Genomic DNA, 14,307 nt, shown 5'->3' with positions numbered 1-14,307 from the left:
AAGAATATTTCTCAAAGGTTATAGAGCACAATATCGGTATAATATCTGCCGTCGGTTATCTGGGTCTGCAATATCCCATGGTAAGCGGCGGCTGTTTTTTCTACATTTTTAAGCCCGGTGCCATAGCCGGGCATGAGGCCGGAACCGTCTGTGAGAACCGGGTTGTCCATATGAATCAGCAGGCTTTGTCCCTGATAGGACACGGTAAGCTGTATTTCTCTCCGGGGAACCTCCAGCTTTAGGCAGGCGGCAAGGGCATTGTCCAGCAGATTGCCGAACAGGGTGACCGTGTGGGAAAAGGAGAGCGGCAGTTGGGGTGGAATGGCGATATCCGGGTCACAGACTATCTTATTTTTTCTCAAATCGGAAATCTTGAGGTTCAAGACCGCGTCTATATGAGGATTTCCCGTCGTGATAAACGCGTCTGCCTCCTCGATGCTTCCTGCTGTCAGTGACAAGTATTCTCCCAATGCGTCCTGCTTTCCTTCCCGATAGAGCAGGGAGGCAGTTCTCAGTTGATTCTTCATGTCGTGGCGGATGGCGTGCAGCTCTTCGGAAATATCCATCATTTCCTGATAATGGCGTTCCTGCCATACAAGCCGGCTGCTTAAAAGAGCATGTTCCGCCTCCTTTTTCGCATACTGTGTAAATCTTCTGTAAAGTATAAATACCAGCACATTGATTGAGAGAAAGATGCCCTGCAGGACAAAATGGAGGACACTTCTGACATAATAATTTATGGTACTATAACTGAGAAATATCAGAAGAATGGGCATGGCAATCAACGTGCACAGGGGAATCGAAAATAAAATTCCCCAAAGGGAGCGGGGGATGTCGGCCTGCTCCCAGCTGCACAGGTGGAGGCAGAGAAATAAAATTCCCCATAATCCCAGATGAAATATAATCAGATAAATCATGACCCAGGGAAACCGGAAGGGCAGCATATTGGTGATATCGTTCAGCATGAACAGATAAGAATAGGTCAGACTGAGCAGGCATAAGGAAAACAGCAGTTTTTTGCGTGTGTTTTTTGGATAAAATACCAGCATAAGAAAGCTTAAGGGGACAAGAAAAAAGCTGTTTGTATAGCTTGGCAGTGACAGATGGGAATATAGCACAAGCAAAATGATGCCCCCGAAGGATGTCAGCACAGCCAACCTACGGTTTCGTGCGATTTTTCCATACATCCGGTCCATGAGCTCAATTAAAATGCACCAGTCGATAACATATAAAAAAATATCTACAAATACGTCATAAGGAGTGGCGTGGGTCATTTTCCGCACCTCCGTTTCAGGTACTGGAGATGCTGTTTTTTAACCTCTGCCCGATACCGCCTGCTGATTGGAATATTCTTTCCGTTTCGAAGGAGCAGCTCGGTCTCTGCCATGTAGTGGATGTACTCCATATTCACCAGATAGGACATATGAGTCTGTACAAAAATATCCGTATTTAAGGAAGCAGCTACATCCCGGAGCTTTCCATAAAAGTTGTAAGATTTGTCAGCCGTAGTCAGTATGATTCGGCGAAGGTCCGCCTCGAAACAATATATTTCCTGACAGGGTATCTGGTATGTTTTACGCGCAATACAGAAGGAGAACAATTGACTCTGCGTCTCGAGATGGGATACAGCGTCATTCAGAGCTTTAAGGAATTCAGCCTCAGCCACCGGCTTTATCAGAAAACGGAAGGGAAGGACTTCAAAAACCCGGTAGACGTATTCTTTGTAGTCTGTGACAAACAGAATCAATGCGTAAGGATACTGACGGCGGATGACGGCGGCAGTCTCTATCCCGTTGATACCGGGAAGAGAGATGTCCATAAAATAGATAGAAAACCCTTCGGTACGCGTTTCTAAGCAATCCAACAGTTCCTCCCCGCTGGAAAATATTTCCGCGCAGAGGGGAATGCCGGAGTGTTCTATATACTGTTCTAATTGGGCCTGCACATGGAGGCTGTCTTCACAGATTGCTGCCTGAATCATGATTCATTTCTCTCATTCTTTCGTTTTTCTTAATTATAATTCTTAGGAACCTTTCTGCAATAGCGGGGGGAGTCCGGTTATGACAGCAAATTCAGCCGGATATTACAGTCGTTAAAATTATCGGTGAAAAGCAGGTATGATAGGGAAAGAAAAATAAAATGAAGGAGTGACATATATGGACAAAGAGAAAAAAACGATGATTGTATGGACGACTACGGCAGCCCTTTTGGTGGAGGCGGCGCTTGTGATAACATCACTGACACCACTGGCACGGATTGGCAACGGCACCCGATTTGGAAGCGGAGGCATGTGGATAAACCTGATATGGTGCGGCAGCTGTTATTTTCTGCCTTTGATCGTATATTGTATGGATGTGCGTGCGATGAAATATGTACTTGCTGTATATAACGCTGTGTGGCTTATCGCACTGCCTATCCTGCTGGTGATGGCAGTGGGCGGTCAATGGGAGTATCTGAGAAGGGATGGACGGATATATCCGTCACTCCTTCTGATGGCGTTTGTGTGCCTGATAGGCTTGATAGTGCAGGTCATCTGGTATCCTATGTGCTTGAGGAGGCAGAAACCTAGATAAAGTATGTTTGTTGTTAAGCTATAAGGGGGAAAACCGTTAGCCCTAGTTTACCTACCGTTTAACTGCAAAAACTTGTTTTCTAAGGCGAGAATGTTATGATACAGGCATAAATGTCAGTTATTTAAGGAGGTAACGAGATGAAGAAAATGATAAAACTGCTTTTATGTCTATGTGCAGCAGCCATGCTTTTGCCAATGACCGTATTAGCCGGAATGGGAAATAATGGCGTGATGAGTGGAACGGGTACATGGGGTATCGACATTGACAATAATCAAAATGGAGTTATTGTCAGTGGAACATATACAAAAACGGTGTACAATAAGGGAGGTCTGATTGTTGGGGGGAATTTTACCAATCCAATTGTAGACGACGGGACTGGAAGATATGGACTGCAGCTTCAGCTTTCCAACGCCACAGCTGAGTTAGGGTCAGATATTTATGAGTATAAGGGTATTAAGTATGGAATCATGCCATACAGTTCTGACTTTTCTTTTACACTTACAGTCGACAATGCAAATGGCTTCACGCTGCCCAAATCTATTTCTATTACGAGAGCCGGAACGGAATTGTCACCGGGAACTGACTATTCTTATGATTCTGTAACTGGCGCGGTTAAGATAAGTGGATTGGTCATTAACTATCCCTTGGTATTAGAAGTGTCCGGGAAAATAGTGGAATCTGGTGTCGAAATCAATGAGGAAAATTTTCCTGATCCGATTTTCCGGAAGTACATACAGGATAACTTTGACACAAACGACAGCGGAGTGTTGACAGATGATGAAATTAAAGAGATTAAGACAATCAATGTGGGTCTTCAGACAGCAACAACCACTATTAAAAACTTAAAGGGAATAGAGCTGTTTCCATACTTGCAGGAATTATACTGTTTAGATTTGACACAGCTTCCGTCCATAGACATCAGTGCGAACAAAGAACTACAGTGGTTAAACATTGAGGGGGCAGCGCAAATTTCAACGTTAGATGTTGAACAAAATCAAGATTTGGAATATTTGAACTGCGCATATACGTCTATAACTAATTTGGAATTGTCTAACAACAAGAAACTAAAGCAATTATATATAAATGGCACAGGTATTGAAAGTTTAGAACTCAAAGAAAATAAGGACTTGGAAGTGTTGAACTGCTTTGGCGCATCCAAGATTACCAATCTTGATTTGAGCAATAAGCCGGGGCTTTCTTATCTGGAAATAGGGGGAACAGGAGTGAAGGAGATTGATACAAGCGGCAGTCCGCTGCTGTCCAGTTTCTTTTGCTCCAATACGCAAATTACATACTTGGATGTAAGCCATAACTCAAAGCTCGCTAACTTTGAATGCCGTAACAATCAATTGGGATATTTGAATTTGGGCGTGCAGTCAATAAACACTGCACTGTTAAAGTTGGATACACAGGTGACGGCAGAACTTACGATTAAAGGAAATGAGTTTGACATAACAGAAAAGTTCAAGGGAATCGACCCGACAAAAATCAATGTAATCAAAGGCGGAGAACTGAATGGCAATTTAATGAGTAATTATCATGCAGGTACCCCTATTGTCTATGAATATGACTGCGGAACAAATAAAGGTGAAACCATTACTTTACAAGTAATGTTAAATCTTGTGAAAGCGGAAAGCAGTATAATTATTAATAAAAATTTGGATAAAGTATATGACGGGAAGCCAGTTGTTTTGACGAAGGATGATTTGGTGATTACCGGGAGCAAAGGGGCTGTCAGTTTCATCTGGGAAATGTATAATGGAAACGATTGGGATAAGATTCAGTCTGCACCCATTAATGCCGGGACTTACAGAGTAACCGCCTATGTGGAAGAGGATGAGAATTGTGGGGCAGGAAATTCTGAGGCAAAGGAGTTTACGATTAGCAAACAGGAAGAACATTTGCCAAAAGGAGATTCTGGCAAAGATAAGAAAGTGGGAGGAAGCGTGCAGACAGGCGATACCAGCCCGGCCGGAATGTTTTTGGGGCTGAGTGTACTGTCTGGAATAGTTATTGTCTTGTTGATATGCAGAAAAAGGAAATTGAATGTAGAACACGTGCGGTAGAATTGAGCCCACTTTAGGGGATAAGGACAAAAACGAAAAGCAGCTGTCATAATCAGATTTGGATTATGACAGTTGCTTTTCTGATAATATTGAGATTTACTATGATGATAAAATCAGGACAATGTGCTTTTTTAAAATATATATAAAATCAAAATATATATATTGACAGTTTATATTATACAGTATATAATATGCTTATAAAAAACATATAGGGAGGAGTGAGAGTATGATATTTCCGTTAAATGCTCCCATGTTTGATTTGCTGGTTCTTTCAGTTGTTCTGAAAGAGGACGCGTATGGATATCAGATCAGCCAGATTATCAAGCAGGTGTCAAATACAAAAGATTCTACGTTATACCCGGTTCTCAGGCGGCTGCAGGAAAATCATTTTCTGGCCACATATGACCAACAATATCAAGGAAGAAATCGAAAATATTATAGTATAACAGAAGAAGGCAGACGCCAGTATGAAGAACTGGTGAAGGAATGGAAGAATTACAGTGACACGGTGAACCGTATTGTGGAGGGAGGAACTGACAATGAATAGAAATGAGTATATGAAACGGCTTGGCTATAGACTCCGCAGGCTTCCCAAGGAAGATTTTGACAGGGCAATGGAGTACTTTACAGAATATTTTGAAGAGGCTGGGCCGGAAAATGAGCAGCAGGCAATTGAAGATCTAGGGGCGCCGGAGGCGGCCGCGGACCAGATTGTCAGGGATATGGCGTTTGAGAATGCCAGAGAGAAGAACACAAGTGTCAAAAGAGGATTTTCAATGGTCTGGATTGGAATTCTTGCGATTTTTGCAGCGCCGGTGGGACTGCCGCTGGCATTTGCCGCCGTTGTTGTAGTGCTTGCCTTCCTTATCGTAATTGCAGCGATTATATTTGCAATCGCTGTGTCAGCATTTTCTGTCGTACTGGTTTCCATACCGTCTATCTTTATAGGTGTGTGGCTTTTATTTACATCTCCGGCAAACGGAATTGCCACCATCGGGTTCAGTCTCATCGGAATCGGCCTTGGAATTATTATTGCCGCAGGAAGTGTGGTACTGTGCAAATGGTTTTTGAACCGGATGACAAGAGTGTTTGGTAAAATGGCAGGGAGGGGAAGAAAACATGTTGAATAAAAAAGTGGTAGGATTGGCGGCGGCAGGCTGTATCGGCGCGGGGACAGCAATTCTTATTTTGGGCTTCATTCTCGGCGGACGTCCCGGATATTTTATTGACAGAGAAGGGGTTCATGCTGCAGGCACGGTAGAAAGCCGTGAACCGTATGTGCAGAAGAAAATAAAAATAGATGAATTTTCAAGTATGAATATCGATCTTGAGTATGCGGATCTGGAAGTGATTCCTTCCGATGATTATTATCTGGAATACAGAATTGAAGGAGGTAACAGAAAGCCGGTATGGAGCGTGAAGAATGGGAAGCTGACGTTTAACGAAAGGGAAATGAAAGGATTCGGCAGCTTTATGGTGTGGGGAACTACGCCCTTTGAATCGGACGGGAACTATAAAGTGAAAATCTATATCCCGGAAGACAAAGCATTGGAAAATGTAAGAATCAGCAGCGATGACGGGGATGTGGTACTGCCGGATCTAACTGTGCAATCCCTTTCCACCACCTGTGAATATGGTGATTTGGGTGTCGAAAGCTTAAGCGGAGACCGCTGGGATGTGGTTATGGATAACGGGGTTTTGAAAGCAGGAAATATAGAGATTGGGAAAGTAATAGTTGACAATGAATATGGTGACTGTATATTTGACAGAGTAATAGGAGACACAGTCAAAATTACGATGGATGACGGTGGTCTGAAAGTCAACAGCATGGATGTACGTGATTTCCGGGTGGAAAATGAATATGGTGATGTCGAGCTTACAACAACGGATTCATGGGAGAAGTATGACATGGATCTGTATACGGAATATGGGAAAATTATACTTCCGGATGGAAGAAACTGCTCTAGCCGGAGCGATGATGAAGAGCAGTACAGGGTGTCTAACGGAAATGACAAAAAAATATCTGTAAACAGCGATGACGGTGACATCCATATCAATACCGGAAAGAATTAGATAACAGGATGAGCCGATTAAAAGACAACTTGAAAAAGAAAGCGGTGCAAAACAATCCCCACTGGAAAATACAATGCTATATGCATTGATTCCAGTGGGGATGTGTTATTTCCGGGACAGCTCAGCTTATTTTACAAGATTTAAACATTTGTCAGGCTCAGGGGCGAACAGTGAAGTAATGAGAATTTTCTCCTCCAGCCCCTCTTCTCTTAACATATCCTTTAAGACAGACATAAATACACCTGGTCCGCGCTCCAGTCGGCAGTCGGCCAGTGTCTCCTGCAGATCTTTTCGGCAGTCAAAAGAGCCATACCAGTTGGCCCGGCAGGTGTAATCTACACCGCAGCTCGGGCTGCCGTCAACACCTACAAATCCCAAGATTTCAAATCGTTCTCCATTGTCCAGATATTCCTTCAGCTGCTCCAAAACCGGGGTGAGAATCTTCCGGCAGTGAGTGCGGAAGAACACATTGTCAAACTGGTCGCTCACATGGCCCCAGCGTTTGGCTCCATACAGTGTGAACTCCGGACATGGAAGCTGGATTACCTGAATTTCATTGTCAATTATCTGCCGCATAAATTTTTTGCGGAGCGCTTCTTCTGCATCAATCTCCTCTTGGTTGTAAAGAACAACCTTGGACGCCGTATTAAGAATACAGTGAGCTGTAAATACTATCTTTTGCATATCTTTCTTCCTCCTGAATGTAATGGTTTGGCCGTCTGCATATGCCCCCGCCAGACGATGATAAGAAGAATGTAGCACAGGAAATTAAAAAAGTAAAGCAGAGATATTCACAGGATTACATCTCCGTACCGTACTTTCAGACGCTCAAAATGTTCCGGTTCAATGACGATTTTTCCTTTCCGCAGCGTGAGATATCCGCTTGCTTTCATAGAATCGATATGCCGGTAAAGGGTGCGCAGGTTGATATGTAATTTTTCTGCCAGCACATGCCGTGTCAGAGGACAGACATAGGGCATAGCGTGCTGCGCCTGAAGGTACAGGTAGTGGCCCAGAATATCTTTGGGGTGGAACAGAGAATTTGTTTCCGCACGGTTCATGTTTGACTCCAGAACCTTTCCAAGCACCAACAGAGTCTGATAGCAGAGAAAAGCATTCTGCTGGATAATATGGATGAAGATTTCCACGGGAATCCGGAAGAGGACGCACTTTGTCTCCGCCATGACATAAGCGGTGTAGGCCTCGGTATTGTTTAGATATTCTACCATGCCTAATATATCGAGCGGCTCCAGAAAGTCCACCACGTTGTCACTGCTCCAAGTAATGTGGTTCAGAACACAGGCCCTCCCTTTCAGCAAAAGATAGAAATATTTTACAGGGTCCTTTTGGTTGATAATAGTATCATTTTTTTCAATTGTAAGCAATTGACTTTTTGTGGCCAATCCGCGAAGAGCGGCGGCCGGATTCTTAGGATCGTACTCTCCTTTAAATATCATCTCTAATATCTTGATAGTGTTATTATACATAAAATCTATAAAAACCTCCTTGTTATTGTAAAAAATAACGACAAAAACTGACATGTGTCATTTTTTATATTTTACATATGTGCTAATGTAAAGTCAAGTTAGGAACAGGATTTGTTATGTTTCGACAAAAAGCAACAATCGTTATGACACTGCTGATTTGGAGATGCCTGGAGGGTTGAAATTAAAAACAGCAGGTTATGTATGAAGGAGGAAATGAGATATGGAAAAAAAGAAATACTCAATCAAGGAAGATTTTTCAATGTTGGCGATTCTGGTAATTCCGGTAGGTGTGGCGGTTAACTTTGTGGGAGGCCAGCTGGCATCACTCTTAAAGCTGCCGATGTACCTTGATACAATCGGGACAATTTTTGCGGCTATGTTGTGCGGCCCGTGGGTAGGCGCGGTGACAGGTGGTTTGACAAATATCGTTACAGGTATTGCCAATCCGGTAAATTTCGCGTTTATACCCGTCAACGTTCTCGCAGGTCTGGTAACTGGTTTTCTTGCGAGAAAGCAGATGTTCAGTGTTTGGTGGAAATGGATTTTATCCATGCTCATCATGGCGGCCGTATCCATCGTTTCATCCGCTCCAATCGTAGTTCTTGTATACGGCGGCGTGACAGGCGGCGGTACATCCATCATTACGGCGGCAGCTATGGCGGCAGGCGCAAATATTTGGGCGGCATTTTTTGGCACGGAGGGTATTTTTACAGTACTTGACCGTGTAATCTCATTTGTCATTTGCTGGCTGGTAATCAAAGTCATTCCGGAGCGTACGTTAGTCAAATTCGGATGCGGAAGCAATTACATTAAAGAGAAAAAGAAATAGTATAAACTATACACCCTCCGGCAGCTCTTCAGAGCATCAAACAAAAACCTTACAGTAAAAGAGGTCAGATATGGAAAAAACTTATACAGAAAGAATACAAATTCACAAAGAAAATAAACTGGCAGCGCTCTATCCGTCAACCAAACTGCTGGTAGTCTGTTTATATATTGTGTGTACCTTTATCATTGGAACCGTACATTTAACAAAAGTGGGGCTTTCCCTGCTTCTCATCCCATGGTTCATCGCAGTGCCGGTCTTGTGCATGGCAAGTGGAGCTTTCGGCAAATGTATCAAAGCATTGAAGGCAGTTGCCATCATTGCGGTCATTATCTTGGCGGTACAGACATTCTTAGTCCCGGGCGGCGAGCTGCTGATGAGATTTGGCTTCATCACAATTTATGAAAAAGGGCTGAAAACAGCGATTTCCCTGTCATTTATGATTATGAACATAGCGGGAATCTTTGTATGGCTTTTTCAGACGACGGAAAACAGAGAAATCGCGAGAGCCATGGAAGCGTCGGGCATGAACTATAAGGCCGCGTATGTGTTTACTTCTACACTGCAGATGATAGAGATTTTGAGTAAAAATAGTAAGACAATCATGAACGCACAGAAAGCAAGGGGCGTAGAAACAGAGGGAAATATTTTCGTGAGGGCAAAAGCGTTCTTCCCATCCCTCGTACCTTTGATTTTAGGGGCGGTCATCAGCTCAGAGGAGAGGGTGCTTACCTTGGAGGCGAGAGGATTCTCCATACAGGGGGAAAAGACTCATCTATTTAATCTGGAAAAGTCGGGATGTGAAAAGACGGTGGCGGTTGTCGCGGTTATCATCACGGTATTGATACTGGCGGGGAGGATTGCTTTATGGATAATATAATTGAATGTAAAAATGTCACATACTCCTATCCACTGGCGGAGACACCGGCTATTCAGGAATTGAATGTGAACATTGAGCGGGGAAAATTTTATGGAGTTATCGGGGAGAACGGTTCCGGTAAAACTACATTTTGCGCCCTGCTCAGAGGATTTATACCAGATTTTTATAAGGGCGAGCTGAATGGCGAAGTCCTCGTGGAAGGAAAGAAGACTACCGATTATGGCGGAGAACTTTCTGCCAAGATCGGCTATGTATTCCAGAATCCGTTTACCCAGATAAGCGGTGTAAAGGAGACGGTGTTCGAGGAAGTGGCTTACGGGCTGGAGAATTTTGGAGTACCGGTGGAAGAAATTGAGCGGCGTGTGGTAGAAGTTATGCAGATGACAGACATCGAAGCGCTGGCTGAGAAGAATCCATTTGATTTGTCAGGTGGACAGATGCAGAGAGTGGCATTGGCCTCTGTCATAGTTCTGGAGCCGGACATCCTCATCATTGATGAGCCGACCAGCCAGCTTGACCCGGAAGGTACTGAGAGTGTTTTTGCAATCATCAAAGCCTTGAAGGAAAAACGTAAGACAATCATACTGGTGGAACATAAAATAGATTTGATTGCAGAATATGCGGACGAAGTTCTTGTGTTTAAAGAAGGACGCATGATCGCGGCGGGGGACAAACAGGAGATATTGTCCGATCTCTCCCTGTTGGAACAGGGAGCAGCGCTTCCGCAGGTGGCAATTTTAGGGAGCAGATTGAAGGAGAAAGGCCTGCCCATTTCCCGGATACCCGTAACAGAAAAACAGGCGATAGAGTTCATTGCCGAGGCACTGAAAGAAAGGGATAAGAAATGACTGATTTAGTATTAAAAGACGTAAGCTTTTCATATCCGGGCGGATTTCTGGCGGTGGATCATATCAACATGGAAATCAAGGCCGGTGAAAATGTGGCCATAGTAGGGCAGAACGGTGCTGGAAAGACAACCACCGTAAAGATGATGAACGGTCTTTTAAGGCCCACAGAAGGTCAGGTCCTGATTGGCGATATGAATACAAAAGATTATACCACCGCACAGATATCCAAGGTGGTGGGCTATGTATTCCAGAATCCAGACGACCAGATTTTTCATTCCACTGTGGAGAGCGAAGTAAGATTCGGCCCTAAGATGATGAAGCTTCCTTTAGAGGAAGAAAACAGGAGAGTGGAGGAAGCTCTGAAAATGACAGGGATGGACCGGTACAAAGACGAGAATCCCTATAATCTTCCGCTGTCCACGAGAAAGTTTGTGACCATTGCGGCGGTTATCGCCATGGAGACAGACATTTTGATTTTTGATGAACCGACAGCCGGTCAGGATATTGAAGGCAATAAAAGGCTGAGTGATATTTTAAAGACGCTTCATGAGAAGGGAAAAACGGTGATTACTATCTCTCATGATATGGAGTTCGTGGCAGACAATTTTAAGAAGGTCATTGTCATGGCGAAGAAAAAAATCGTGCGCAGCGGTACGCCGAAAGAAATTTTCTGGGATTATGAATCTCTGGAAAAGGCGATGCTGAAGCAGCCCTATGTAAGCAGAGTCTGTAAAGCTCTGGGAATTGAGGGCAGTGTAATCAATATTGAAGACGCCATAGAAAAAATTATGAGTAGGTAAAAACATGCAGAGAAATAATAGACTGATAGCGTTTTTGGCATTTGCCATGTACTTTTTAACAGGGGCAGCCTGTATTGTTGTCGGCAGCAGCCTTCCACATCTGGTGAAAATGTATGATATGCAGTTAGACCAAGTGGTACTTTTAGGCTCAGCCTATGCGTTCGGGCGGGTGCTTACCGTGTACACGACAGGCCGTCTGGTAGAAAAACTGGGGCCAATCAAAGTGCTGGCCGGAGGAGTTACGCTGATGGCCATCTTTCTGCTGGGCCTGCCCACGATCGTGAATTACTATGCAGGACTCTGCTTTGCCTTCCTCGGAGGTGTGGGGATGGGAGCGCAGGACACTGTGTGCCCGGTACTTTTAAGCGTGTCCTTCCAGAAGAATTATGCGGGTTCACTGAGTGCGGGGCAGGCGCTGTTCGGACTCGGAAGCTTTGCTACTCCCTTTTTGGTCGGTGTCTTGCTGGCAGGAGACAAGCCCTTCTTTTTTGCTTACTACATACTGTTGATTGTGCCTGTGGTAATGCTTATATGTATGCCGTTTGTGAAGCTGGATATGAAGGAGCACGCACAGACTCAGGAGGAGAATGTGAAGCCTCTTTATGTGAAGCATAAGCTGCTGGCCTACGGGGCAATCCTTCTCATATGCGCAGCCTACAGTGCGGTGGTGAACACGCTGGGGCTCTACCTTTCAAGCTTTGCCGAAAATATGGGCATATCACAATCCACGTCTGCATTTATGCTGACGGTCTATAATGTGGGATGTGTAATCGGTTCCTTTGTTTTCGTACTGGTATTGAAGAAGGTAAAAGCACAGGTTGTACTGTTGGTCAACAATATATGTGCAATGGCAGCGATTTTGGCGGCGCTCTTGATTAATACAGTGGAAGCTTATTTTATAGGAATGTTTACGGCCGGATTTTTTCTGGGAGTACTGTTCAGCGTTATCGTCGCGATTGCGACAAGAATCGGCTATGACCGTATCAGCGTGGCAAGTTCTCTGGTTGCCACCGCGGGAGGCCTGTCGGATATTCTCACACCTATCGTGACCGGATTCCTTGTGGGCAGGCTGGGCGTGGGATTCTCCTTTAAGTATGCGATTATCATGATAGCCGTCAGTATTGCGGCGGCAGTGGTATTACGGTTAAATACGACCGAAAAAAAGCAGGAGGTATAGAAAATGTCAGTACAGAGTAAAGAAGTAACAAATGACAAGGGGCAGCAGTACCATATCTGCTGCAGTAAGGAAGATATAGGAAGATATGTGCTGCTTCCGGGAGATCCATTTCGCACGGATATTATTGCCCGGCATCTGGAAAATGCAAAATTAGTAGCGCATAATAGAGAGCATAAGACATGGACAGGCACATTGAACGGAGAGAAAGTGACCGTCTGCAGTACCGGCATGGGATGCCCGTCGACGGCTATCGCGCTGGAAGAACTGATACACTGCGGGGCGGATACCTTTATCCGGGTGGGAACATGCGGAAGGGTATGCCCGGAGAGCTATAACGAAGATTTGGAAGGAGTTATCATCACCGGGGCAGTCAGAGACGAAGGGACAACGGTTCACTATGTGCCGATTGAATATCCTGCCATCGCAGACCGCCATGTAATCGACGCACTTGCTAAGGCGTGTAATGACAAGGGATATAACTTCGCAGAGGGTATCGCACAGTCCAAGGATTCTTTTTACGGACAGCACGACCCGGACAGCATGCCCAACAGCGGCAGGCTGCATCAGCGCTGGGAAGCGTGGGAGAAGAGCCGGGTGATGGCATCTGAAATGGAGACGGCGGCGTTGTTTATCGTATCCTCGATCAGAGGAGCGAGAGCCGGCGCGATTATGGCTTATGGCAGTATGAATGACCATACTATTGAGCTTGCCTGCGATGCGATTAAAGTTCTGATAGAAAGAGACAAAGAGTAAAAGAATGGTACATAGGACGGAAAGGAGCGCCGGAGATGGGATTCTATGAAGAAAAGCTGGTCCCCGTTATCCGAGAGGTCTGTGCAGTCATTGAAGAGACGCCGCACATGCAGGATATACTGAAGGGAACCATGCCATATGAAAAATTTCAGTTTCAGATAAAGCAGAATTACCAGTATTTGATGGATTATACGAGATGCTGGGCTGTTGGATTTTCAAAATGCAGCTGCTTTGATGAGATGGAGGAGTGGTATCAGATTGTAAAGAACACCATGGAAGGAACGGTTATGTTAAACCGGGACTTCTGGGCGAAGCAGGTGGGCGTGAGCCTGAAGGAGATGGATGCAGTCGTCGAAGCCCCGGCAAAGCGTTCTTACACGGCCTTTCAGCTGATGTGCGCGGAGCAGGGAGGGCTGGCAGAATGTATGATGGCGCTGTTCCCATGCAACATATTGTACCGTTTTTTCGGGGAAGACCTGCTGTCCAAGTGCACCCTGCCGGAAGACAATATGTACTACCAATGGCTGGCGTTTTATGTAAGTGAGGCTTATATAAATAAGACGGACAATGAAATTCAGATTGTGAATAGGCTTTGCCAGAATAAGACGGAAAGAGAACAGGCAAAGCTGCTGGAAATCTTTGCGGCAAGCTGTAATTATGAGATTCTGCAGTGGCAGGATATGTATCATAACATGACCACATGGCCGCTGGACAAAATCTTTCCGAAAAAATTTACCACGATAGAGGAGTAGAAATGGACACAATAAAGAAGAAAAAAATAATCATCGACACAGACTGCGGCTCCGATGATGCCATGGCGATTG

The 14,307-nt window shown here is 44.7% G+C and carries 16 protein-coding genes; 12 read left to right on the top strand and 4 right to left on the bottom strand.

What is annotated here, in order from left to right; translation table 11 throughout:
- Positions 1-11: 11 nt before the first annotated feature.
- Positions 12-1,274 (bottom strand): sensor histidine kinase, encoded by a 1,263-nt coding sequence (locus BN6465_RS16410; protein ID WP_066737248.1) that lies wholly within the window; start codon positions 1,272-1,274, stop codon positions 12-14.
- Positions 1,271-1,981 carry a LytR/AlgR family response regulator transcription factor gene (locus BN6465_RS16405; protein WP_066737247.1) on the bottom strand — a complete coding sequence of 237 codons (711 nt, stop codon included), beginning with the start codon at positions 1,979-1,981 and terminating at the stop codon, positions 1,271-1,273. The genes BN6465_RS16410 and BN6465_RS16405 overlap by 4 nt, the downstream gene beginning before the upstream one ends.
- Before the next feature lie 175 nt (positions 1,982-2,156).
- Here BN6465_RS16405 and BN6465_RS16400 point away from each other — a divergent pair, with 175 nt between their 5' ends.
- The 5 genes from BN6465_RS16400 (at position 2,157) to BN6465_RS16380 (ending at position 6,712) form a co-directional block, all read left to right on the top strand.
- On the top strand, positions 2,157-2,573 hold the full coding sequence (locus BN6465_RS16400; RefSeq protein ID WP_066737245.1) for a DUF5391 family protein: 417 nt from the start codon (positions 2,157-2,159) through the stop codon (positions 2,571-2,573).
- A gap of 137 nt (positions 2,574-2,710) precedes the next feature.
- Complete coding sequence (locus BN6465_RS16395) at positions 2,711-4,639, top strand: leucine-rich repeat domain-containing protein (protein ID WP_066737243.1); 1,929 nt, start codon at positions 2,711-2,713, stop codon at positions 4,637-4,639.
- 226 nt (positions 4,640-4,865) lie between these two features.
- The gene (locus BN6465_RS16390; protein WP_066737241.1) at positions 4,866-5,186 is read left to right on the top strand and encodes a PadR family transcriptional regulator; all 321 of its coding nucleotides are present in this window, start codon (positions 4,866-4,868) and stop codon (positions 5,184-5,186) included.
- Positions 5,179-5,769 carry a DUF1700 domain-containing protein gene (locus tag BN6465_RS16385; RefSeq protein WP_066737239.1) on the top strand — a complete coding sequence of 197 codons (591 nt, stop codon included), beginning with the start codon at positions 5,179-5,181 and terminating at the stop codon, positions 5,767-5,769. The genes BN6465_RS16390 and BN6465_RS16385 overlap by 8 nt, the downstream gene beginning before the upstream one ends.
- Positions 5,759-6,712 (top strand): DUF4097 family beta strand repeat-containing protein, encoded by a 954-nt coding sequence (locus tag BN6465_RS16380; protein ID WP_066737237.1) that lies wholly within the window; start codon positions 5,759-5,761, stop codon positions 6,710-6,712. The genes BN6465_RS16385 and BN6465_RS16380 overlap by 11 nt, the downstream gene beginning before the upstream one ends.
- Positions 6,713-6,838: 126 nt before the next feature.
- Here BN6465_RS16380 and BN6465_RS16375 read toward each other — a convergent pair whose 3' ends face one another.
- Both BN6465_RS16375 and BN6465_RS16370 read right to left on the bottom strand, forming a co-directional pair.
- Positions 6,839-7,396 carry a CD3072 family TudS-related putative desulfidase gene (locus tag BN6465_RS16375; RefSeq protein WP_066737235.1) on the bottom strand — a complete coding sequence of 186 codons (558 nt, stop codon included), beginning with the start codon at positions 7,394-7,396 and terminating at the stop codon, positions 6,839-6,841.
- Between the two features lie 107 nt (positions 7,397-7,503).
- Positions 7,504-8,199, bottom strand: coding sequence for a Crp/Fnr family transcriptional regulator (locus tag BN6465_RS16370; protein ID WP_066737233.1), 696 nt, complete (start codon positions 8,197-8,199; stop codon positions 7,504-7,506).
- 220 nt (positions 8,200-8,419) lie between these two features.
- Here BN6465_RS16370 and BN6465_RS16365 point away from each other — a divergent pair, with 220 nt between their 5' ends.
- The 7 genes from BN6465_RS16365 (at position 8,420) to BN6465_RS16335 (ending at position 14,235) form a co-directional block, all read left to right on the top strand.
- Positions 8,420-9,028: an ECF transporter S component gene (locus BN6465_RS16365; protein WP_066737231.1), complete on the top strand. Its 609-nt coding sequence runs from the start codon at positions 8,420-8,422 to the stop codon at positions 9,026-9,028.
- A gap of 70 nt (positions 9,029-9,098) precedes the next feature.
- Complete coding sequence (locus tag BN6465_RS16360) at positions 9,099-9,905, top strand: energy-coupling factor transporter transmembrane component T (protein WP_066737229.1); 807 nt, start codon at positions 9,099-9,101, stop codon at positions 9,903-9,905.
- Positions 9,893-10,753, top strand: coding sequence for an energy-coupling factor ABC transporter ATP-binding protein (locus BN6465_RS16355; RefSeq protein ID WP_066737227.1), 861 nt, complete (start codon positions 9,893-9,895; stop codon positions 10,751-10,753). The genes BN6465_RS16360 and BN6465_RS16355 overlap by 13 nt, the downstream gene beginning before the upstream one ends.
- Positions 10,750-11,553: an energy-coupling factor ABC transporter ATP-binding protein gene (locus BN6465_RS16350; RefSeq protein WP_066737225.1), complete on the top strand. Its 804-nt coding sequence runs from the start codon at positions 10,750-10,752 to the stop codon at positions 11,551-11,553. The genes BN6465_RS16355 and BN6465_RS16350 overlap by 4 nt, the downstream gene beginning before the upstream one ends.
- 4 nt (positions 11,554-11,557) lie before the next feature.
- Entirely contained in the window at positions 11,558-12,730 is a 1,173-nt protein-coding gene (locus BN6465_RS16345) for an MFS transporter (protein WP_066737224.1), read from the top strand.
- A gap of 3 nt (positions 12,731-12,733) precedes the next feature.
- On the top strand, positions 12,734-13,483 hold the full coding sequence (locus BN6465_RS16340) for a nucleoside phosphorylase (protein WP_066737223.1): 750 nt from the start codon (positions 12,734-12,736) through the stop codon (positions 13,481-13,483).
- 35 nt (positions 13,484-13,518) lie between these two features.
- Positions 13,519-14,235, top strand: coding sequence for a TenA family protein (locus BN6465_RS16335; protein ID WP_066737221.1), 717 nt, complete (start codon positions 13,519-13,521; stop codon positions 14,233-14,235).
- Positions 14,236-14,307 lie beyond the last annotated feature (72 nt).

The organism is Bariatricus massiliensis (assembly GCF_900086725.1).
Lineage (GTDB): Bacteria > Bacillota > Clostridia > Lachnospirales > Lachnospiraceae > Allocoprococcus > Allocoprococcus massiliensis.
The sequence above is the reverse complement of the archived record's forward strand: the minus strand, read 5'-3'. Positions and strand labels throughout refer to the sequence as shown.